Origin of the sequence: Tamlana crocina, from assembly GCA_040429635.1 — a bacterium.
GTDB classification, from domain to species: domain Bacteria; phylum Bacteroidota; class Bacteroidia; order Flavobacteriales; family Flavobacteriaceae; genus Flavisericum; species Flavisericum crocinum.
Window position 1 is genome coordinate 3,689,073 of the sequence record CP158972.1, and the last position, 23,135, is coordinate 3,712,207.

19 protein-coding genes are annotated in these 23,135 nt (G+C 39.8%); 7 read left to right on the forward strand and 12 right to left on the reverse strand.

The window, feature by feature from the left end; all coding sequences use genetic code 11:
* Window positions 1-46 precede the first annotated feature (46 nt).
* Entirely contained in the window at window positions 47-1,048 is a 1,002-nt protein-coding gene (locus ABI125_16090) for an NAD-dependent epimerase/dehydratase family protein (protein ID XCF06226.1), read from the forward strand.
* Here ABI125_16090 and ABI125_16095 read toward each other — a convergent pair.
* The 3 genes from ABI125_16095 to ABI125_16105 are packed head-to-tail and all read right to left on the reverse strand — an operon-like array spanning window position 1,017 to window position 3,645.
* Complete coding sequence (locus ABI125_16095) at window positions 1,017-1,571, reverse strand: DUF4296 domain-containing protein (protein XCF06227.1); 555 nt, start codon at window positions 1,569-1,571, stop codon at window positions 1,017-1,019. The genes ABI125_16090 and ABI125_16095 overlap by 32 nt on opposite strands.
* Window positions 1,568-2,911, reverse strand: coding sequence for a dihydroorotase (locus tag ABI125_16100; protein ID XCF06228.1), 1,344 nt, complete (start codon window positions 2,909-2,911; stop codon window positions 1,568-1,570). Before ABI125_16100 ends, ABI125_16095 begins: the two co-directional genes overlap by 4 nt.
* Before the next feature lie 11 nt (window positions 2,912-2,922).
* Complete coding sequence (locus ABI125_16105; GenBank protein XCF06229.1) at window positions 2,923-3,645, reverse strand: polyprenol monophosphomannose synthase; 723 nt, start codon at window positions 3,643-3,645, stop codon at window positions 2,923-2,925.
* Window positions 3,646-3,766: 121 nt separating this feature from the next.
* Between ABI125_16105 and ABI125_16110 the strand changes: the two genes are divergently transcribed.
* Window positions 3,767-4,414 (forward strand): DUF4271 domain-containing protein, encoded by a 648-nt coding sequence (locus ABI125_16110; protein XCF06230.1) that lies wholly within the window; start codon window positions 3,767-3,769, stop codon window positions 4,412-4,414.
* 20 nt (window positions 4,415-4,434) lie between these two features.
* On the forward strand, window positions 4,435-5,184 hold the full coding sequence (locus ABI125_16115) for a uroporphyrinogen-III synthase (GenBank protein ID XCF06231.1): 750 nt from the start codon (window positions 4,435-4,437) through the stop codon (window positions 5,182-5,184).
* A gap of 101 nt (window positions 5,185-5,285) precedes the next feature.
* Here ABI125_16115 and pckA read toward each other — a convergent pair whose 3' ends face one another.
* Together pckA and ABI125_16125 are read right to left on the reverse strand one after the other, a co-directional pair.
* Entirely contained in the window at window positions 5,286-6,902 is a 1,617-nt protein-coding gene (pckA, locus tag ABI125_16120) for a phosphoenolpyruvate carboxykinase (ATP) (GenBank protein XCF06232.1), read from the reverse strand.
* A gap of 53 nt (window positions 6,903-6,955) precedes the next feature.
* Window positions 6,956-7,348: a DUF423 domain-containing protein gene (locus ABI125_16125; GenBank protein XCF06233.1), complete on the reverse strand. Its 393-nt coding sequence runs from the start codon at window positions 7,346-7,348 to the stop codon at window positions 6,956-6,958.
* A gap of 110 nt (window positions 7,349-7,458) precedes the next feature.
* Between ABI125_16125 and ABI125_16130 the strand changes: the two genes are divergently transcribed.
* Together ABI125_16130 and ABI125_16135 are read left to right on the forward strand one after the other, a co-directional pair.
* Window positions 7,459-8,823: a saccharopine dehydrogenase C-terminal domain-containing protein gene (locus ABI125_16130; GenBank protein ID XCF06234.1), complete on the forward strand. Its 1,365-nt coding sequence runs from the start codon at window positions 7,459-7,461 to the stop codon at window positions 8,821-8,823.
* Window positions 8,824-8,973: 150 nt separating this feature from the next.
* Entirely contained in the window at window positions 8,974-9,444 is a 471-nt protein-coding gene (locus tag ABI125_16135; protein ID XCF06235.1) for an Lrp/AsnC ligand binding domain-containing protein, read from the forward strand.
* A gap of 332 nt (window positions 9,445-9,776) precedes the next feature.
* On the opposite strand, the gene ABI125_16140 is transcribed toward ABI125_16135, so the two are convergent.
* On the reverse strand, window positions 9,777-11,321 hold the full coding sequence (locus tag ABI125_16140; GenBank protein ID XCF06236.1) for a glycine--tRNA ligase: 1,545 nt from the start codon (window positions 11,319-11,321) through the stop codon (window positions 9,777-9,779).
* 220 nt (window positions 11,322-11,541) lie between these two features.
* Between ABI125_16140 and ABI125_16145 the strand changes: the two genes are divergently transcribed.
* A complete protein-coding gene (locus ABI125_16145) occupies window positions 11,542-12,219 on the forward strand; it encodes a phosphoribosyltransferase family protein (protein XCF06237.1) in 678 nt (225 codons plus the stop codon).
* 193 nt (window positions 12,220-12,412) lie between these two features.
* Complete coding sequence (locus tag ABI125_16150) at window positions 12,413-14,017, forward strand: Ig-like domain-containing protein (GenBank protein ID XCF06238.1); 1,605 nt, start codon at window positions 12,413-12,415, stop codon at window positions 14,015-14,017.
* On the opposite strand, the gene ABI125_16155 is transcribed toward ABI125_16150, so the two are convergent.
* The 6 genes from ABI125_16155 to ABI125_16180 form a co-directional block, all read right to left on the reverse strand.
* A complete protein-coding gene (locus ABI125_16155; protein XCF06239.1) occupies window positions 14,010-14,789 on the reverse strand; it encodes an amidohydrolase in 780 nt (259 codons plus the stop codon). The genes ABI125_16150 and ABI125_16155 overlap by 8 nt on opposite strands.
* A gap of 10 nt (window positions 14,790-14,799) precedes the next feature.
* Window positions 14,800-15,288 carry a hypothetical protein gene (locus tag ABI125_16160; GenBank protein XCF06240.1) on the reverse strand — a complete coding sequence of 163 codons (489 nt, stop codon included), beginning with the start codon at window positions 15,286-15,288 and terminating at the stop codon, window positions 14,800-14,802.
* Between the two features lie 56 nt (window positions 15,289-15,344).
* Window positions 15,345-16,490: a methionine aminotransferase gene (locus ABI125_16165; protein ID XCF06241.1), complete on the reverse strand. Its 1,146-nt coding sequence runs from the start codon at window positions 16,488-16,490 to the stop codon at window positions 15,345-15,347.
* 76 nt (window positions 16,491-16,566) lie between these two features.
* On the reverse strand, window positions 16,567-16,833 hold the full coding sequence (locus ABI125_16170) for a hypothetical protein (protein XCF06242.1): 267 nt from the start codon (window positions 16,831-16,833) through the stop codon (window positions 16,567-16,569).
* A 221-nt stretch (window positions 16,834-17,054) separates the two neighbouring features.
* Window positions 17,055-18,827 carry a DNA mismatch repair protein MutS gene (locus tag ABI125_16175; protein ID XCF06243.1) on the reverse strand — a complete coding sequence of 591 codons (1,773 nt, stop codon included), beginning with the start codon at window positions 18,825-18,827 and terminating at the stop codon, window positions 17,055-17,057.
* A gap of 102 nt (window positions 18,828-18,929) precedes the next feature.
* Window positions 18,930-23,108, reverse strand: coding sequence for a LamG-like jellyroll fold domain-containing protein (locus ABI125_16180; GenBank protein XCF06244.1), 4,179 nt, complete (start codon window positions 23,106-23,108; stop codon window positions 18,930-18,932).
* Between the last annotated feature and the right edge of the window lie 27 nt (window positions 23,109-23,135).

Genomic DNA, 23,135 nt, shown 5'->3' on the forward strand with positions numbered 1-23,135 from the left:
GGTATAATTACCGGGCGTTATTGAATATTTCTTTAATTTCGTTTTTATGATTTTAGTAACAGGAGGAACGGGTTTGGTCGGCGCCCATTTGCTTTATAAACTGGCAAGTGAAGGTAAAGCCGTTCGGGCCATTTTTAGAAACGAACGCAAAATCGACAACACCAGAAATGTTTTTTCCTGCTACACGGACGACTACGAAACTATTTTTAATAAAATCGAATGGTTTGAAGCTGATATTTTAGACATTCCCGCTTTAACCGAAGCTTTTAACGGTATTACACAGGTGTACCATTGTGCTGCTTTTGTATCGTTCGAGCCGGATAAATACCAACTTTTACGAAAAACCAATATTGAAGGCACTGCAAATATTGTTAATATTTCGTTGGCGAAAAACATCCAAAAATTGTGCTACGCCAGTTCGGTGGCTACTTTAGGAAGTACTTTAAACAACGACCCCATTACCGAAAACACCTTTTGGAATCCTGAAACCGACAACAGCGTTTATGCCATTACTAAATATGGTGCTGAAATGGAAGTTTGGCGCGGCACACAAGAAGGGCTCAACGCTGTTATTGTAAATCCCGGTGTTATTATTGGCTCTGGAATTTGGCGTTACGGCTCGGGCAGTTTATTTAAAAGAGCCGCAAAAGGTTTAAGTTTTTACACCGCAGGTTCAGTCGGGCTTGTTGCTGTTGAGGATGTTGTTTCGGTGATGGTGGAATTAATGGACAGCACCATCAGCAACGAACGATATATTTTAGTGGCCGAAGATTGGAGCTACAAAAAATTTCTTCAAACTTTGGCAAAATCGGTAAATGCCAAACCACCTAAAAAAGAAATCAATAAAACCCTGCTGAATATCGCTTGGCGACTCGATTGGCTAACTCATAAAATAACAGGGAAACGCCGACAGCTCACCAAACAATTGGCCAAATCGTTAACCACAAAACACGATTACAGCAGCCAAAAAATAAAAGATGCTTTAGATTTTGAGTTTCAAGACATGGAAAACACTATTAATTCTGTAGGGAAACAGTATCTAAAATAGGGGCAATTAAACCTTTGCCTTCCTTTACCCTTTTTTGAAGCAATTTTTCGGTCAACGAATCCCTTTGCTTCAACTTTAAAGAATCTACAACTTTCACAACCTCCTCTATCGTATCTTTTTTAATCGCTTTCAAAGAGTCTTCCTCTCGCTTGGTTTGTGTTTTCCACTCTTCAGCCTCCTGCTCTTTTAGCTTTTCCTTCAGTTTTTCCAAACTATCGGAAACCATGGTGTAAATAGCATCATATTCCTTCACGTGAAAGGCGTAATAGTTATTGCTTTCAGCAAACTGCAAACTATCAATATTATGGCGCTTAAACACATAATCATTAACCACCACTCCGCTGTCCTGCATCGTTCTTTTGTTAATGGAACTAGCCGAAGAAATTATTTTGGCGTCAATTATGATGTTGACCATTTCCTTTTTTGAAAGGAGATTTTTGGGTTTATCGGGGGCTTTCAATCTGTTGCATGCCACAACAAAAAAAAGCAAGCCAATAACACCTATTAATTTTCTAAAAATCATCTATCGAACGTTAATCGTTTAGCCGCTTTTTCTTTGCTAAACTTTGAATTTTGATACACCAAACTACCATTTAAAAAGGTATGTGTAATTCTCGATTTAAAGGTTGTGCCCTCAAATGGCGACCATCCGCACTTGTATAAAATATTGTCTTTATTTACCGTCCATGGGTTGTTCAAATCAACCATTACCAAATCGGCATAATAGCCCTCACGAATGTAACCACGCTTTTCTACTTGGAATAAAATGGCTGGATTGTGGCACATTTTTTCAACCACTTTTTCCAAAGTTATTTTTCCACGGTGATACATTTCCAGCATGGCTGGTAAAGCATGTTGTACTAATGGTCCACCCGACGGCGCACTGGTATAAACGTTATTTTTCTCCTTTATAGTATGTGGCGCATGGTCTGTAGCTATCACATCAATCCTATCATCTAAAAGGGCTTCCCATAATTGCTCACGGTCTAAAGCCTTCTTTACGGCGGGGTTCCACTTAATAAGTGTACCTTTTTTCTCGTAATCTTCATCTGAAAACCACAGGTGGTGAATACAAACTTCGGCAGTTATTTTTTTATCTTTTAAAGGAATTTTATTGCTAAACAATTCTGTTTCCTTCCCGGTTGAAAGGTGAAAAATATGCAGACGCGCCCCTGTTTTTTTGGCCAATTCAATAGCTGTTGAAGACGACAGATAACAAGCCTCTTCGCTTCTTATTTCAGGGTGATATTTAATAGGAATATCATCACCATACTTATCGTGGTATTTTTTAAAATTGCTTTTTATAGTGCCTTCATCCTCGCAATGCACCGAAATAACCATATCGGTACTTTTGAAAATCTTTTCCAACACTTCCGGATCATCAACTAACATATTGCCCGTTGAAGAGCCCAAAAACAATTTTAGTCCCGCTACTTGTCCAGATTCCAGTTTTAAAATTTCGTCTAAATTATCGTTGGTGCCACCAAACATAAACGAATAGTTGGCCGAAGATGTTTTTTCGGCTATTTTAAATTTTTCTTCAAGCTTTTCAATGGTGGTGGTTTGCGGGTTGGTATTGGGCATTTCAATAAACGAGGTTATACCTCCGGCAATCGCCGCCTTACTTTCCGTCTCGATATTTGCCTTTTGCGTTAGCCCCGGTTCCCTAAAGTGCACTTGATCGTCTATAGCTCCGGGTAAAATGTATTTACCTTCGGCATCCACCACATTTACATCTGCCGATTTCGGACTAATGGAATCGGCTATACGCTTTATAAATTCGCCCTCAATTAAAATATCGCCACTAAAAACAGTGCCTTCATTTACAATATTGGCATTCTTTATTAAAGTAGTTTTTTTCATAAAAAAAGATTCTATTTTTTAAACAAACTTTTCAATTTCATAGAAATCACTCCAAAAATGGCTTCTGAAATAATTCCTGAACTCAACTTCGATTCGCCTTTGGTTCTATCGGTAAAAATAACAGGCACTTCAGCAATTTTAAAGTTTTTAATATACGCTTTAAATTTCATTTCAATTTGAAAAGCATAACCAATAAATTTCACTTTATTAAGATCAATACTTTCCAAAACGTGCCTTTTGTAACACACAAAACCGGCTGTGGCATCATGGATTTTCATCCCAGTAATGAGGCGCACATATTTTGATGCGAAGTAGGACATGAGCACACGTGCCATGGGCCAGTTTACCACATTAACACCCTTAACATATCTGGAACCAATGGCCATATGGGCGTTTTGTTCTTTACAGGCTTCGTATAGTCTTAAAATATCGTTGGGGTTGTGCGAAAAGTCGGCATCCATTTCAAAAATGTAATCGTACGCCCGCTCTAAACTCCACTTAAAACCATGTATGTAAGCCGTACCCAAACCTGCTTTTTCCTTTCGCGTTTCCAAAAACAAACGGCTGTAAAATTCTTTTTGTAGTTCTTTTACTTTTAACCCCGTTAAATCTGGCGAATTATCGTCAACTATCAACACATCAATGTTTTCCGCCTGCGAAAGTACAGCCCTGATAATAGCTTCAATATTATCAATCTCATTATATGTTGGGATAATTACAACAATTTTGGCCATAAGTTGGTTTTAAAAAAAGCTTTAAAAGGTTTTCCGCAAATGTACGTTAATCAGTGTTTATTTTTTTTAAATATTACCTAATTATACATACCGATTTTAAAAAATATAATAATTTTACGCCATGTTACGCCATATAGTTTCAAACGAATTATTTACCATTCTTATGGTTATTGGGTTGGTGGTAGTTGCGGCCGCAAAACTAACCGCTCCAAAGCGTTTTGACGACTTTGTTTTGGTTTTGGGCAACGATAAATACCTTAAAATTTACTCTCGCGAGCAAAAATTCTTCGATAAGTTTGATGCCCTGCTCTTTACCAATTTGGTGCTTTCGGTATTGGTGTTCTGCTTTATAGGCATGCGCCATATTAAAGAACACTACCAACTTTCAATGGACGACATGTTTAAATTACTAGTAGGTATCGCGGTTTTTATTTTAATAAAAGTACTTGCCGAACGCCTTATTGGGAGCCTTTTTGAAATTGATAAATTAATTGACCAATACATTTTTCACAAAATAAGCTTTAAAAATTACCTAGGTCTTATTTTATTGCCCATAAATGCTTTATTGCTTTTTAGTTTCACACCAAATACATCATTAATTTACGGCATTATTATCTTACTGTTAATTTTAAATATTGTAGGATTAACAAGTTCTTTTAAAGAGCATCAAAGTTTAATAAAACACAACATATTTTATTTTATTTTATATCTTTGCGCTCTCGAAATTGCGCCTTATGTAATTTTATATAAGGTGTTTATCGATAAATAAAAGAAAAACTGCCCGCGCTTATGAAAGTGAAAACAATTTTAGTGTCTCAACCAGAACCAAAAGTTGAGAATTCGCCATATTTCGATTTACAGGAAAAACAACGCGTAAAAATTGATTTCAGACCATTTATCCACGTTGAAGGCGTACCCGCTAAAGAAGTAAGGCAACAAAAAGTAGATTTGAGCAAATACACGGCAATTATACTTACCAGTAGAAATGCCGTAGACCATTTTTTTAGAGTTGCTAAAGAGATGCGCTTTAAAGTACCAGATACCTTAAAGTACTTTTGCCAATCGGAAGCTGTTGCATACTACCTTCAAAAATACGTGGTATACAGAAAACGTAAAATTTATGTGGGCAAACGTACATTTGCCGAGCTTTCGCCGTTAATCAAAAAGTATAAAGACGAAAAGTTTCTGCTACCAAATACCGATAAGGTGAAGCCCGAAGTACCTAACACTTTAGATGCACTTGGTGTAGATTGGAAACAAGCTACTTTTTACAAAACGGTGGTTAGTGATTTGTCTGATTTGGAGAATGTGACCTACGATGTTTTAGTGTTCTTTAGCCCATCTGGAATTGAATCGTTATTTCAAAACTTCCCAGATTTTAAGCAAAACAACACCCGGATTGCTGTATTTGGAAACACGACCATAAAGGCTGTTGAGGAAAAAGGACTTCGAGTAGATATCGCTGCCCCAACCCCCGAAACACCATCAATGACCATGGCTTTGGAAAAGTACATTGAAAAGGTTAACAAAGGAAAATAAACAAACCAAACTTTTATAAAAAAATAGGGATGACTTAAGTTTAAGTCATCCCTATTTTCATTTGGCGCTGTGTGTAATTCGCACTGTATTTCTTCCCCGTTTTAAAACGCATAGCGCTGTGGGCCGCCACGCCTAATTTCCTCACTACAATGGGCTTCAAACTTTTTAAAGTTGTTTCTAAAAGCATTGGTTAATTTAAATGCCGTTGTGTAGTAAGCTTCATCGTCGTTCCAAGTAGCCCTTGGACTTAGTACGCTGGTTGGTACCCCCGGACAACTGCGAGGCTGTGCCACTCCAAAAACCGAATGTATATGGTAATCGTCGTAATTGTAAAGTCCTAAATCGCCATTTAAAACTGCGTTTATCATAGCTCGGGTGTATTTGAGTTCCATGCGTTTGCCAACGCCATAAGGTCCGCCAGTCCAACCGGTATTGACCAACCAAACATTTACACCGGCATCAATCATTTTTTTGCTCAACATTTCGGCATACTTCGAGGGGTGCAATGGCATAAAAGGCGCTCCAAAACAGGCCGAAAATGAAGGCACAGGCTCCACCACGCCTGCTTCGGTTCCTGCTACCTTAGCCGTATAGCCCGAAATAAAATGATAGGCCGCTTGGCTAGGTGTTAATTTTGAAATGGGCGGAATAACACCAAAAGCATCGGCCGTTAAAAAGAATATATTCTTTGGATTTTTACCGATGGAAGGAATTTTAATGTTTTCGATATGATGGATGGGGTAACTAACTCTCGTATTTTGGGTAATGGAGGTATCCGCAAAATCTACATTCCCGTCCTTATCTAAAATCACATTTTCGAGAATAGCCCCTTTTTTAATGGCAGCGTAAATTTCAGGTTCGTTATCTCTCGACAGATTGATGACTTTGGCATAGCATCCGCCTTCAAAATTAAACACCGAATTTTCAGAAGTCCACCCGTGTTCATCATCACCGATTAAACTGCGGTTCGGATCAGTTGAAAGCGTCGTTTTCCCAGTACCCGAAAGCCCAAAGAAAATTGCGGTATCCCCTTTTTTTCCAACATTCGCACTACAGTGCATGGGCAATGTGTTTTTTTCTACCGGAAGGATAAAATTCAACGCCGAAAAGATACCTTTTTTAATTTCGCCCGTGTAACCCGTTCCGCCAATAAGGGCTATTTTTTTTGTAAAGTTCAAAATCGCAAAATTATGCTGGCGTGTGCCATCTTCATCCGGATTGGCTCTAAAACCTGGCGCATTCACAACCGTCCACTCGGGCTCAAAACGTTTTATATCTTCCTCAACGGGACGCAAAAACATATTGTATGCAAACAGGTTGCTCCAAGGATATTCGTTAATAACACGAATATTCATTTTATAATTTTCATCGGCGCAAGCGTAACAATCGCGCACAAAAATCTCTTTGTTGGACAAATAATCTGTTACTTCTCTGTAAAGCGCATCGAAGGCATCCCCATCAAACGGAATATTAATGTTGCCCCACCAAATTTTATCTTCGGTTATTTTATCCTTTACAATAAACCGATCTTGCGGTGACCGCCCCGTAAACTCTCCTGTATTCACGGCCAACGCCCCAGAAGAAGCCTCAACACCTTGCCCCTTTTCTATAGTAATTTTGTGCAACTCATCGGGCGACAGTTGATATCTTACCGTTGCATTTTTAATACCGTAATTTTCTAATGAAACCGTTCGCTTTACCTTGGCTTTTTTTTCCATAGTATTCCAGATTATTTTCCGTTAAGTTAATATAATGTTTTAATTATTGGGGTTTATTCGCTTTTTCTGATTTTGATAACGTTCACCAATAACACTATCCACGCCGCTATTAAAAGGAGTCCGCCAATGGGTGTTACAAAGCCAATAGTTTTAAAATTGAATGCGGTTAAAACGTTTGTTGATAGCAAATAAATGGAGCCCGAAAATAAAATCACGCCCAGTAGCACCAAATTCGCCATTATATTTTTAGTTTTTTCAGAAATATTCGGAACCACAGCAACAAACAGCAAAAACAAAGCGTGGTACATTTGATACCTTACGCCAATTTCAAAACTGTTTTGCGACTCCACAGAAATCAACGCCTTTAAAGCATGGGCGCCAAAAGCCCCTAAAACGATACTTAATCCCCCCAAAGCAGAGGCCGTAATTAAAACTTTTTTACTCATTGTACATAAATAATTCTCAACAATTCCTTTTATTGATTATTAATTTCGTAAAAATAAATATTATTTTAGCAGATAACTAAAATAAATTGAATTTTATTAAAACGTTTGCTATGCGTCAAGTTTTGGTAATTGGTTCGGGAAAATCGACGTCTTATCTGTTAAAATATTTAATGGACAACGCCGAAATGGAGCAACTTTTTATTACCGTTGCCGATATAAGCCTGAAGCATGCCGAAACGCTCATCGCGAATCGTAGGCGAGCTACCACCCAAGTTTTGGATGTTTTTAACGCTACAGACCGAGCTAAGGCCATAAGTCAGGCCGATATTGTGATTTCAATGCTTCCGGCGCAATTTCATATTGAAGTGGCCAAAGATTGCATCCGCTTTGGAAAGCATATGGTCACCGCATCGTACATCAGCCCAGAAATGCAGGCTTTGGATGATGAAGCTAAAAGCAAAGGACTCTTTTTTATAAATGAAATTGGCGTAGATCCGGGCATTGATCACATGAGCGCCATGCAGGTTATTGACCGCATTCGAAATAAAGGCGGAAAAATGATTCTATTTGAATCGTTTACCGGCGGACTGATTGCTCCCGAAAGCGACAACAACCTCTGGAACTACAAATTCACCTGGAACCCCAGAAACGTGGTTACCGCTGGGCAAGGTGGGGTTGCCAAATTTTTACAGGAGGGCACCTATAAATACATTCCGTATCACCGACTCTTCCGTCGTACCGAGTTTTTGGATATTGAAGGTTTTGGCCGATTTGAAGCCTATGCCAACCGCGATTCCTTAAAATACCAAACGGTTTACGGGTTGGAAAATATAAAAACTTTGTATCGTGGTACCATGCGCCGTGTAGGTTTTAGTAGGGCTTGGAACATTTTTGTGGCTTTGGGCATGACCGACGACAGCTACACCATTGAAGACAGCGAGCACATGAGCTACCGCGACTTCGTTAATGCCTTTTTGCCCTACAGCCCTTCCGATTCCGTGGAACTGAAACTACGACACCAATTAAAAATAGACCAAGACGATATGGTTTGGGACAAACTTTTGGAACTCGACATCTTCAACCCCAACAAACGCGTGGACTTGAAAAACGCCACCCCGGCACAAATCCTTCAAAAAATATTGGAAGACAAATGGACGCTTTCTCCTAACGACAAAGACATGATTGTGATGTACCATAAATTTGGCTATGAATTGAATGGCAAAAACCACCAAATAGATGCCAATATGGTCGTTCTGGGCGAAAACCAAACCTATACCGCCATGGCAAAAACTGTTGGGCTTCCCGTTGCCATGGCCACCCTTGCTATTTTAAACGGCAAAATAAAGTCGACCGGTGTTCAGCGCCCCATCAACAAAGAAGTTTACCAGCCCATTTTAGTAGAACTACAAAACCACGGGATTGTTTTTAACGAAAAAGAAGTGCCTTATTTTGGGTATAATCCGTTGCATCAATAAGTTTTATGGCGTTACCCAAGGGTCGGGCTATCCGCTTCAAGTCCTCGCTCATACTTCGCTCTGGGCTTTCCACTACTATCCCTAACGCAATATTTGATTTCAAATTAAAACCAAATGACTATTTTTATGTTTTAAATTGAAACAGCAGCTATGCCCAAAAAACAAAAAACCATCACTATTGATGGTATCGACAAAAAAATACTCCGCGCCCTGATGCAAGACGCCCGAACCCCTATTTTGGAAATTGCCCGCAATGTGGGCATATCGGGAGCGGCCATTCACCAACGCTTACGAAAACTGGAAAAGGCGAAACTGATTTCGGGTTCAAAATTTATTATCAATCCCGAAGTTTTAGGGTACTCTACCATGGCTTTTATCGGTGTTTATTTGGATAAAACAGCCAATACCACAGATGTTGTCCGTGCCTTAAAACGCATTCCTGAAGTTTTGGAATGCCACTACACCACAGGGCATTACAGTCTGTTTATAAAGCTACTCAGCTTAAACAACACCCATTTGATGCATTTACTGCACGAAAAAATTCAAAGTATTTCTGGAGTGCAACGCACCGAATCGCTTATTTCTTTAGGCCAGGTGATTGATAGGCAGATACATATTTAACTTAATCAGTGTTTAACTTTCTATGCATTACTTCGAGTAAAATTCTGCTAGAATTTTGTACTTCGGCTACGTTCGACAGGGCTATCGAGAAGTACATTTTTTGGTCATAAATTTTCTTGTTTTCGATACAAATTCCACTCATTTCCAATCGTGAAATTCACTCGAACTGACGAAAATCAACGGTTCATTATTTACCTTATTAAAACAGAAAACCCGAGCATTGCTACTCGGGTTTCTTTTATTTATGAGATGCTGAATCAAGGCTTCGCTTCGACTACGCTCAGCGACCTCGGCTGTGCTCAGCCTGACAATTCAGCAAAATATTTTGGACGTTACTTCATCTTCAATAACCAGTTACGTACATCCACTTCTTTTTTAATGATATCGCGTAAATCGTCAATCTTTACTCGTTCTTGTTCCATGGTATCCCTGTGGCGGATAGTCACGCTATTATCTTCCAAAGTATCATGGTCAACCGTGATACAGAACGGTGTTCCGTTGGCATCTTGCCTTCTGTAACGTCTTCCAACGGCATCTTTTTCATCGTAAATGATGTTGAAATCCCATTTTAGGTCTTCCACAATTTGTCGAGCCACTTCTGGCAATCCGTCCTTTTTTACCAATGGTAAAACAGCCGCTTTTACCGGTGCTAGAACACTTGGCAATTTTAATACGGTTCGGGTTGTACCATTTTCTAATTCTTCTTCTTGTAACGAATTAGAGAATACCGCCAAGAACATTCTGTCTAAACCAATAGACGTTTCCAATACGTACGGTACATAGCTTTTATTTTCCTCAGGGTCGAAATATTGTAATTTTTTACCGGAGTATTTTTCGTGCTGACTCAAATCGAAATCGGTTCGCGAGTGGATACCTTCCAATTCTTTAAATCCGAATGGGAACTTAAACTCGATATCGGCAGCGGCATCAGCATAATGTGCTAATTTTTCGTGGTCATGGAATCGGTAATTATCCTCACCCATTCCCAAACTCAAGTGCCATTTTAATCGGGTTTCCTTCCAATGCTCGTACCATTCCTGTTGTGTGCCCGGCTTGATGAAAAACTGCATTTCCATCTGTTCGAACTCACGCATACGGAAAATAAACTGACGCGCCACAATCTCGTTCCTAAATGCCTTTCCGGTTTGTGCAATTCCGAACGGAATCTTTAATCGGCTGGTTTTTTGAACATTCAAAAAGTTCACAAAAATGCCCTGTGCCGTTTCTGGGCGCAAGTACAAATCCATGGCATTTTCTGCTGAAGCCCCCAATTTGGTACCGAACATTAAATTGAACTGCTTAACATCTGTCCAATTTTTACTTCCTGTTAGTGGATCGGCAATTTCCAATTCTTCAATCAATGATTTTACATCAGCCAAATCTTCGTTTTCCAACGATTTTGCCATCCGCGAAAGCGTGGTATTTATTTTTTCCTGATAGCCCAACACCCGTTGGTTCGTGCTAACAAATTCTTCTTTATTAAAAGCGTCTCCAAAACGCTTTTCGGCCTTAGCGACTTCCTTGTCGATTTTGGCTTCAATTTTAGCACAATAATCTTCAATCAATACATCGGCACGGTAGCGCTTTTTGGAATCTTTATTATCAATTAACGGATCGTTAAAGGCATCAACGTGCCCAGAAGCTTTCCATGTAGTGGGATGCATAAAAATAGCAGCATCAATGCCCACTATATTTTCATTCATCTGCACCATGGCGCGCCACCAGTAATCGCGGATGTTTTTCTTTAATTCTGCACCGTTTTGTGCGTAGTCGTAAACTGCACTTAATCCGTCGTAGATTTCGCTACTCTGGAATACGTAACCATACTCCTTTGCGTGAGAGATTACTTTTTTAAATTGATCGTCTTGATTTGCCATAGCTGCAAAAATAATAAACCGCTTTAAACTAATGCATTTTTAATGAAAAATTAGTGGAGGATTATTTTAGCCACAAATGCACGAATGCTATTCTGCACATGGCATATTTATAGATTAGCCAAAAGCAAATATTCCAAAATCAAATAAATTCAGTAAATTAAGCATTGAAAACAATTCGTGGATTCGTGGCTAATTTAAGATTTACCCAACGTCATTGCACATGCTAAACCCCATCATCAATTTATTCTTCCCAAAAGTATGTGTGGCATGCAATAATTTATTGGGCGACAACGAACATACTATTTGTATGGATTGCCGGCATGATTTGCCTGTAACCAACTTTCATTTTGATGATAGCGATGTAGTTAAAAAAGTACTGTACGGCCGTGCGAATATTGAAAACGGTACAGCATTATTTCGATTTGAAAAGAAAGGCAAAGTACAGCAACTTATTCATAATTTAAAATATCGTGGCCATGAAAACATCGGCTATTTCTTGGGAAATTGGTTGGGCGGCGAACTAAAAACGGTTGAAGCATACCAGCAGATTGATGCCGTAATCCCCGTACCCATGCACCCTAAAAAACAAAAAAAGCGAGGCTACAACCAAGTGACCAAATTTGGACAACAAATTGCCGAAGCCCTAAATGCCGAATACAAAGACGATGTTTTGGTTAAAATCACCAACACCCAATCGCAAACCATAAAAAGCCGTTTTTCGCGCTGGGACAGCAGCAACGAATTATTTGCAATTAATAATCCTAACAGCATTAAAGGCATGCACATTCTTTTGGTTGACGACCTCATTACAACCGGAGCAACGCTCGAGGCTTGCATTAATGTTTTAAACCAATCTGAAAACGTAAAAATTAGCATCGCCACCATGGCAATAGCGTAAACGAACTCACGTTATATGTTGAAAAATGTTTAGGTTTCTTCTGTAAGAACGAAATTTTGTTCAAAAAAATGCAAAATTTCATTTCTCTTTAGTAACCGCTTCGCTAGCACATAAATTATTTCATTCTGTTTTTTTTTGTGAATTTCAGAACGAAAAAATTCATGTACTTTTGTTAAAAATTTTTAAACTGTTGATGAGCAAGTCGTTTTTAAACTTTGTTTTGGCCATTTTCATTGGTCTTATTTTAGCCAATTGCGCCAATCGAGGCCGCCCCGAAGGCGGACCAAAAGACATTACGCCACCTAAAATAATAAAGTCGATTCCAGAAAACTACTCCACCAATTTTAAAGGCGATGAAATTGAAATTTATTTCGATGAATTTATCAAAATAAAAGATCTGCAAAAACAGCTCATTATTTCACCACCAATGAACACCCAACCCAATGTGACCCCTTTGGGCGGTGCGAGCAAGTATATCACCATAAAAATTTACGATACACTGCAGCCCAACACTACTTATGCGTTTAACTTCGGGAACAGCATTACTGACAACAACGAGGGCAACCCGTATCCGTACTACCGCTATGTGTTTTCAACCGGCGATTATATCGATTCGCTAACCGTAAAAGGCAACATTGTCGATGCCCTTTTAAAACAGCCCGAAACCTTTGTTAATGTGGCGCTTTACGAGGTCGATTCTACGTATTCCGATTCCATTGTTTACAAAGAAAAACCTAAGTACATTACCAACACGCTTGACAGTTTAACAACGTTCACCATTGAAAACATAAAACCCGGAAAATATAAACTTATCGCACTGAAAGACAACAACGGCGATAACAAATTCCAACAAAAGGTGGATCAAATTGCATTTCATGAAGGATTTATTGAAGTACCTACCGACACTTCGTACACCCTAAAATTATTCAAGGAAAATTTAGATTTTAGGGCGACACGCCCTAGATTGATTTCGGGTGAAAAAATTGCTTTCGGTTTCGAAGGCAGTTATGAAAACATGCATATTGATATCCTTTCGGAAACGCCACCAGAGTTTGAATACCGCATTACCAAAGATGAAAAAACAGATTCATTGATGTACTGGTACAAACCTCGTTTGGAAGTCGATTCACTTAATTTTTTAGTGTCGCACCCCGCTCTTGAAAAAGAATTCACTGTACGCATTAGCGAACAAAAACGGGATTCGTTAACCATTAAAGCCCTGCCCTTTGGTTCCATCAGTATTGAAGAAGATTTAAAAATAATCGGCACAACGCCTTTTGTTGAATTTAACGCTTCAAAAATCACGCTTTTAGACAAAGATTCAACAGCGGTAAATTTCGAAACGCGTTTCGACACCATCAACAATACTTATACCTTCCAGTTTAACAAAACCGAAGACAACAGTTATAAAATGCAAATTCTTCCGGAAGCCTTTACTGGATTCTTCGGAAACAAAAACGACACCATCAACGTCTCCTTAAACACCAAAAAGGCTTCATCGTTTGGGTACGTGCGGTTCACCTTGGCCAACGCCCCGACATACCCGCTTATCATCCAATTGACCGACAACCAAGGCAAGGTAAAAGTAGAAGGATACACACAAGAGCAAGATATGGTCGATTTTTTAAATTTAGAACCAGGCACCTATTCCATAAGGGTGGTGCACGATGTTAATGGCAATCAGCTTTTCGATACGGGAAGTTTCCTAAATAAAATTCAACCAGAAAAAGTGAGTCATTTTCAGGATATTGAAATTCGCGCCGATTGGGGAATTCAGGAAACCTTGACTTTTAACTGATACTGAACGTATCGCGGTCGTTTAAGAATTTGAATTTATTGCGATAGGCTTCAACATGCCTTTTTTCTAAGGTAACTATTTCTATTTGTTCCTTACCAGATTGAAAATTAGCGATGGAATTCCCCAACACATCATAAGCGCCCGAATGCCCCACATACTCTATATTTATGCCATCAACGCCCACTCGGTTTACACCAATGCAGTAACTCATATTTTCAATGGCACGGGCTTTTAATAGGATATCCCAAGCTGAAATTCTAGGTTTTGGCCAATTCGCTACATAAATCAACACATCGTAATCTTCAACATTTCTGGCCCAAACGGGAAAACGCAAATCGTAACATACCTGCGGGCAAATTTTCCAGCCTTTGCAATCAATAATCACTTTTTCTGTTCCGGCAGTGTAGGTTTTGTGTTCGTTCGCCAAAGTAAAGGTGTGGCGTTTGTTGTAGCTTGAAATATTTCCAGAGGGCTCGACAAACAAAAAACGGTTATAAAACTTATCATTCTCTATAATCACAAGGCTTCCCGAGATGGCAGCGTTCTTCTTAGTCGCCATTTGTTTCATCCAATTAACCGTTTCGCCCTGCATCGTCTCGGCTACTTTTTCGGCATTCATGGTAAAACCTGTGGCGAACATTTCGGGCAACACTACCACATCTACAGGACTGGAAATATCCTCTATTTTTTTGGTGAAGTTCTTCCGGTTTGCTTCGGGGTTTTCCCAAACCAAATCGGACTGCACTAATGCGATATTAAGCTGATTTTGCAAAACTTTTAATTTATAGTTTTCTTTTGGCTTTGGCGGTTTGTTCTTTCAACTTTTCTATTTTCGAAAGCCATTTTTGTTCGTCTTGAGGTGACAATTTACCTTTCTTTTTTAACTTTTCATACTTTTGCTGGGCACTTTCGTATTTCCCCGTTAATTTTTCATAATTGGAGTGCGCCTTCTCTTTTTGCTTTAACGCTTTTTCAGCCTTCTTTTGTTTCTTTTCAGCAGCTTTTTGTTTTTTCTCTGCTTTTTTTAACGCCTTTTCTTTTTCATTGGCTGCTTCAATTGCTTCTACCTTTTTATTCAAAGCCTTTTTTACTTCCAACCGTTCTTCTAAACTTAATTTATTCGTTACATCAACACCATCTTTTAAAACGGCTTCGCCTTTCACGGTATAGATTACGCCGTTTAAGGTAACTTCTTGAGCTTGAAGCATCAAACCCAAACAAAAAAACAGAGTAACAACTAAAAATCTCATAATCTTCTTTTTAAAATTCAACTTACTATTTAGACCCACAATTTAAGGTTTGTCACGCCATTAACGCGCTTTTAACATTATAGCCTGCACAATATTTCGGCAGCTTGTTTTAGGGTATCTTCGGTTTTAGCAAAACAAAAACGCAGCACTTTATGGTCTATATTATCGATATTGAATACCGACATAGGTATTGAAGCCACACCATTTTCAACCGTTAATCGCTTTGCGAAATCCACATCGTTTTCTTGGGTGATTTGGGAGTAATCCAAAACTTGAAAATACGAACCTTTGGCTGGGGTAAACCTAAACCTTGAATCCTTCATTAAATTTAAGAATAAATCACGCTTTTTTTGGTAAAACTCGGGCAATTTCAGGTAATGCTCGGGGGTTCGCATATAATCGGCAATACCTTTTTGCGTGGGGTGGTGGATGCAGAACACCGCAAATTGATGTACTTTTAAAAACTCGTCCATCAGTGATTTTGGCGCACAGCAATAGCCCACACGCCACCCCGTATTGTGGAAAGTTTTACAAAACGACGACACCACAAAACTCCTTGCTTTTAAATCGGAAAACAAACAAGCACTTTGGTGTTTTCCGCCATCGTAAATCATGTGTTCGTAAACCTCATCACTCAAAACTATAATATTCGTGTTTTTAGTGATTTCCTGCAGTTGAAGCATATCTTGCTTCGAAAAAACGCTACCGGAGGGGTTGTGAGGCGTATTAACAATAATCATTTTGGTGCGGCTGCTAATTTTAGCTTTTACCGTTTCCCAACCTACTTTATATCCATTTGAAGCTTTGAGCTGAACAGGGACAGGAATACCTCCATTTAATTGAACGTTAGGTTCATAACTATCATAAGCTGGTTTAAAAACAACCACCTCATCATTGGGTTTTATAAAAGTTGAAATGATAGTAAAAATAGCCTGTGTGGCCCCAGCAGTCACAACAATTTCGGTTTCTGGATGATAGCTTTCTCCATAAACCAATTCATATTTTTTTGAAATAGCATTTCGGAGTTCCAAATGGCCACGCATGGGCGCATATTGATTGTAGCCCGAATTCATAGCCTTGCCGACTAAATCAATTAGTTTTTGGTCGCTTTTAAAATTAGGGAAGCCCTGCGACAAATTAATGGCATTGTGTTTTGCCGCCAAGGCACTCATCACCGAAAAAATGGTGGTGCCAACATGGGGAAGTTTAGATGAATGTTGCATGCTTAAAACTACACAATTTTCATCTTTATGCAATAAAAAAGGTAACTCAGAAAATCTAAACTTTACTGGTTACGAATTAATTTTCTGAATCGTTTTTGTCATTTAAGGTCTGTTCTATTTTTTGCTGACTTAAACGTTTTGCCTTTTGGAAGTTTTCTATATTGTCTTGAAGCGCATTTTCAATGGAATTTTTTGAATTGTTATAACGGTTTTCCATGGTTTGGATATACGCCAAAGCCTTAACACTTTTTGAAAAGTCGGCCTTTTCCTTGGTTTCCGCATCATTGAACACTGTTTTTTCTTCGACGACTTCTTGCTGAAAATCTTCATCATACAGTTCCATCGATTCCTTTTCAAACCTTCTAAAGTCTGAGTCAGATTTGAAGACTTTTATAACATACATCATCACAAGACCAATAAAAAAACACCACAACCAAACCATAGACCCCTGACATTAAATGATTTATGATTCAAAAATAATACTAAACCTATAAAAACAGGCTTTTCCTTCGATTAGTAAGTATTATCTGTAGACGAATGGAAACAAACTTAAGATAAGCTAATTCATACAATTTTCATTTTCTGTAATAAAAATGACGCATTCATGTTTTTGCAAACGCCCTTTTTTAGAACGTAATCGAAATGAAGTTCGTCGTTGATGATTTCGGCATCAAAATAATAGTTTTTCACCGCTTGCAATTCCTCTTCAATTTCACATAAACTTAAATCGTGTGTGGCAATGATTCCCGTCGCTTTTGAAGCCACCAGTTTTTCAACAAACTTTCGCGACCCAATAGCTTTATCGGTGCTGTTCGTTCCCTTTAAAATTTCATCCAATACTATAAAGTAGGACTCATTCTTCAATGCATCAACAATATATTTTAATCGGGTAAGTTCTGAAAAGAAATATGAACTTTCATCGGTAAGCGAATCGGTGGTCCGCATGCTGGTAATCAATTTTACTGGCGAATATCGACTGGACTCGGCACAAACAGGCAAACCAACGTTACCCATTACAATATGCAACGACACCGTGCGCAAGAAGGTACTTTTTCCAGCCATATTGGCTCCGGTTACTATAAAAAACTGCTCATTATTAATGGTTAAATCGCTATCGATTCGCTTTTCTTTTTTCAATAGTGGATGCCCCAAACCTTTGGCATCCATAGTGGTTGCATTATTGGTTATTTCAGGAAATACGAATTCGGGATGATTAAAAGCAAAATTGCCCAACGAATTGTAAGCATCAAAAAAAGCGACCACTTCAAACCAATCGCCCAACTTGTCACCATACCGAGTTATCCATTTTTCGATACGATAACTATTTTTCAAATCGGTTAAAAACCAACCATTACCAAAAATGGCTCCAATAAAATTGTTTCTGTTATCTAACGCATCTAAAGCCCTTGAAAAACGTTTAAAAATAAGCGAAGCTTTTTCATCTTTCAATTGGATTTGCTGCTGCTTTTCTTTCAATAATGCCGAAGAAAAAGAAGCATTTTCAATTAAATATAACAATGAAGCATATTGACGAAAGGTATCCCGAATTTTATCGGTATTTGATGCTAAAACATTAATCTTTTTTAAATATGTCCCAGTAATGGCCAAGCCCAAAACCAACCAATAACCTATAATACCGAGGTTATTCAAAACTCCGAAAACAGCCAAACCGAATAGCAGCACTGTACCCAAGCCGAACGCCAGGGGCAACCATCGCATAACTTTTGGCAAAAACGATTGATGTTTTTTAAACCAAGTAGTAATCTGGCTGGCAGGGGTTTCCACTCGAACCAAACTAGAGGTGGCCGCATACTTTTGTCGCCATTCCGGATTTGTGCTTAATTCTTTTATAGCCTCTTGTCTTGCTACAATTTCGTTGGTATTGTTGGCTTTTAATTCATCGGCTAATCTTTTAGCTCCTTCGGCACTTGTTGTGCGGTTTATATATTGAAAGAACGAGCCGCGCCCAAATAAATCGATATCCAAACTGTAAAAATGGTTGGTATCCTGGAACTGTAAACCTTGCTCCCTATCGTAAAAATGCCCCGATGCAATGTTTAGTTCCGTTTCGTTAATATCTACCAAAGCTTTGTTGAGCGCCCTTAGTCTTTTAACGTCGGTGTGTTTTGAAAGAAGAAAAACAAAACCGGCACCACCTAAAACAGCAATAGCCAAAGCTACTTGCCAAGTATTGAAAAACCCATAAATGCCCACCGCGGTTAGAACAAAAACCAACAAACGCAAAGTACTCAACAGCACCATCTTTTTCTGGTATTTTTTTACTTGCAATTGATAGGTTTGCGAATGGGTTTTATAATATTCTGAAGGATTATTCATTTTAGTTTTCTATTTTTTGAACCAGAAGTGTTTCATTTTCCAAATAAACGAAAAAAGCCCTGAAAAACTCAGGGCTCTTTTGGTATTGTAAAAATTAGGGATTTAATTCACTACTATTTTTTTGGTCAGCACCTCGTTATTGGCCGTTCTTAAACAAACCACATAAGCACCAGCAGCTAAACTATTCAATCGAACGCCCATTTCCAATTGGGCATTGGATACACCACTCAAATCTTGTACGCTTTGGCCACGCATGTTCACCACGGTAAAATGGGTAACCTCGCTATCCATATTTTTCGCATAAAACGTTTTGGCTGGGTTTTGGTAATAAGTACGGTTTTTTGTTCCATCGGCCTCTTCTGCACTTAACATTTGCTGTTCGCTCCGGAAAACGATTGACAGCCTGTTTTTGAACACCCCGGCTTCTGAACCGAACTGACACGCCTCGCCTTTTGTAAGATTGAAATACTCGCCGGTTAGGTTGTCGTGCAGATAAATTCTTTGACTTTCTTTGATATTTTCCTTCTCGGAAATCATAATTTCGAAAGTGTTATCGCCCGAAGATTTCAAGTTTAAAGGCACTACTTTTTCATCGGTAATTTCGCCATAGGCCTGCATAATCATATTTTTTCCTTCCAATGATAAATTCAGGTCGTTGTTGTTGGTCTCCGTACTCTTGGCATCGTAGCCATAGTCGAAGCCATCAGTGGTATAATCGCTGAAGCCCATCAACAGTTCCCTTCTCGTTTTGGGACCTGTTACCGAATTGAATTCCAAACGGATTTTCTGCATTGTATCTCTTGAAGCCTTTTCTTTTGGATTTTTTCCGTTGGAAGACTTTGAGAACGTAGAACCATTATCGTAAGTACCATCGGCATCGGCTTCCTTAATGAAAACACGCTGCCCGTTGTTGAATTCCACTTGCCCATCGGCCACAATTTCGGCCAAGAAGCCCTGACCGACAGAAAGGTAGCGCGAAGGCACGATAGTACCATCCTGAGAGCCGTTATGGTCTCCGTAAAACCCAACAAATTGATAGGCACGGCAAGACCCCAACTTGTTCACTTGGGCATAACCACCTTGGTATTCGTTTAGGTAATGCGAATTGCCAGCCCAATGTTGCCAAAGCTGTAGCGTGCCGTCTATCACGCCCGCATTGTCGTCGATGAACTTATGGATGTCGATTGCCGAGGCGTAGGGGTTGCCCAAAAGGTATTCCGTCTTGGACTGGTTGGGCACGGAGCCCGCTCCGCCCTTGTCCGTTACATCCAACAAAATGGTGCCGTTATTTGGTTTTCCCTCAAAAATATATTGTTGTTCCGCTCCGGCATTCCCGGTCCCTTTTTGGGTATAGCCCACGCCCGGGCTTAATGATGTGGATGGCGAAATTTGCGCCCAGTCCCAATAAGTCAATCCGTTTATAAATGTGTAGATCCATTGGGTACTGATCTTACCGTTGCCCGTTTGCCCTGAAGTAAACAAACAGTTTGAACCAGCTTCATCTTTAAGCATATTTAAACTAAAAGTTGTATTGTTGGCATTGTTACCCGTATTATTGTCTGATAGGGTTGAAACACTCGTAAAACCAACCGGAGAGCCCCAATAGTTGTACCTATACGGATTGGATTGGCCTTCTTGCCTTCTTAAAATCTTGCCTTCGGCCGATGTTACCAAATCACTGTTTTCTGTCTGCAGCAGTTGGGAATCGTCCATTAAATCCAAAGTACCGTTCAGTTCAAAATACCAACTGTTTTCAATCAAATTATCTCCGTTTACCGTTAAGGTTTTGTTCGAATCTATTATCAAGCCCAAATGGTTATGCGAATTAGTAGTACTAACATTATTAGAGATTTGGATAATGCTCCAATCTTTATTATCTGAAGCATTTTCGATATCCCATACATCGCCGTGCAACCAAGTGGATTCGGTGCACCAACACCCATCAGCTACCGTTTTATAGGGCATAGGCGCCGTTTGTGGCTGTACCGTGGTGATGTTGTGCAGACGAGCAGACAGGCCGTTGCCCGAAAAATCGGTGGTCGTTAGGTTCACGATATCCGTCATCGGGTAATAGGCCTTTAAATTTGACCATGGGATTACCGCCGATGTGGCCGAATCGGATACCGGTTTGGGAATGGTACTGCCCTGCACCGTGCCCGAATTATTGTTTATCTCTTGGTAGACCGTCTTGCGCAACTGGTCCTCGGTCAACGCCACGTCAAATACGCGCACCTCGTCTATCGCTCCGTGGAACGGCAGGGCGTGGTCCAGTGCCCTGGACCCTATGGTAAAGCTATCGCCCGAGGCATAGATCCCACCCGAGAGCGAACCGTCGTTGCTCGAACCGTGGAGCGCGCCGTTCACGTAGGCCCTGAGCTTCGCCGAGGCCGAGGCGCTGTCGTAAACCAGGGCCACGTGCACCCAGACGTCACGGTCGAACTTAGCCGTTGGCGTGATCGCCGCATCGTTCAACTTGAACCAAAGCTGCCTAGAGCTGTGCGCCTGGATGTGCAGGTTCCCGAAGTTAACCACATAGCCCGAGCTCGAAAAGCCAGCGTCCAGCTTTATCCACGCCATTACCGTCGCTGCGGTAAGCCCGCCAAGGTCCAGGTCGCTGTCCAGGTAGTCGTCCACACCGTCGAAATCGATCGTCGCGGACGATGGCGGGTTCACGTCGAATAGGTCTCGGTAGTCCAAATCACCGCCAGCGAACAAATCACCGTCCGCATCGGGTAAGATCGATAGGTCGCTGGGGTTATCAATCTCATCATTTGGGTCATTTGGATCATAAGGGGTCGAGCCCTCAAAAAGAATATCCAAACCATCGTTATCGGTGTCTGAAAACACTATGATTTCATCTGCCATACCATTTTCTTCGATATCTAATAAACCATCATCATCGCTATCTAAATCAAGAAAATCCGGCATTAAATCCCAATCTGTAAAGACAACATCTATCCCACTACCATAAACAACATCTATTCCTGTAGAAGCTACAACTCCAGATGGCGCAATATACCCTAAGGTAGTTTGCCCTTCAACGTTATCAGGAATACCGTCATTATCACTATCAATATCTAAATGATTATAAACCCCGTCATTGTCAAAATCTTCACCCGTTACTATGGTTAAAGAATTGGCGTTGAAATCTAAAAATTCACATTGTGTGAACGACATAGCATACTGCCTTGTTGAAGAACCAGAAGATGTTTTTATAGCTTGCATTCTCATGGTAAACGAATTTCCTATAAACTGGTAATACGCTCTTAACCAAGACAATGTAGAAAACCCGTTTACCGTGGTATCTCCAGAAGTCATTTCAATATTATTCGAACCTAAATCCGTAACGGTTAAATCTGAAGGGTTATCAATACCATAAGCCGCGGGATTATAATAAATAACCGACTCCAACAAACTTGAAGTACCGTCGCAATCCCAAGTAATACCATTCACCCTAAAAATATTTGTAGAAGGCGTTGCGGTACCTGAATCTACTATGGTAAATTTAAAAGTAGCCCCTGGAGTTCCCGTTCCGGCGAAAGTCAGTGTAGTTTGTAAATAGGGCACATTACCCGTAGTATCATCATCAATATTAGCAATGGTTGTATTGGTAAGTTCTGTAATTTCCATAAGAACATCATACCCTGTAATAGTGTTTCCAAACCTATACACGGCACCAACAGCCCCTTCTGCTCCTGTACTTACAGAACTATCATAGTATCCGTTTTCAAAATTTAAAGGTGGGAGTGTGCATTCAAATCTATTTTCCCCTAAGTTTTCAATGGCATCGGGTATGCCATCACCATCGTCATCGTAATCCAAGTAATCTCCAACACCATCCTGATCTAAATCAGGAATGTTGTTACAGGTGGAATCTCCTCCCGACACATCGAAGTAAATGATTTGGCCAGAAGTTGTTGCTCCAGCCCCATTGTCGTTGACCACTTGCACACCATCTACCTCTACTTTTACGCTTCCGCCGTCCCAACCGTTGTTGGCGACATCGTATAATTTAACGTAATAATTTGTACCATTAGGAACACATCCTAAATCGTACTTTACGCTATACCGATCTGTAGAAGTAACTTGACTTGAAGTGTAACACTGCGAATCGTCGCAAAGGGTAAGTAATAAATCGTTAGCCGTATTATAAATTTCAACTTTATGTTCGTAAGACTGTTTAGGCCATTTAACCCTCACCTTTATCGGTGAATGTTGGGCACTGCCTAAATTAAAAACAAGGCATACCACGAGTAGGTGAAAAAATAATTTTGTTTTCATAATTAATAGATTTGGGAACCTAAAAAC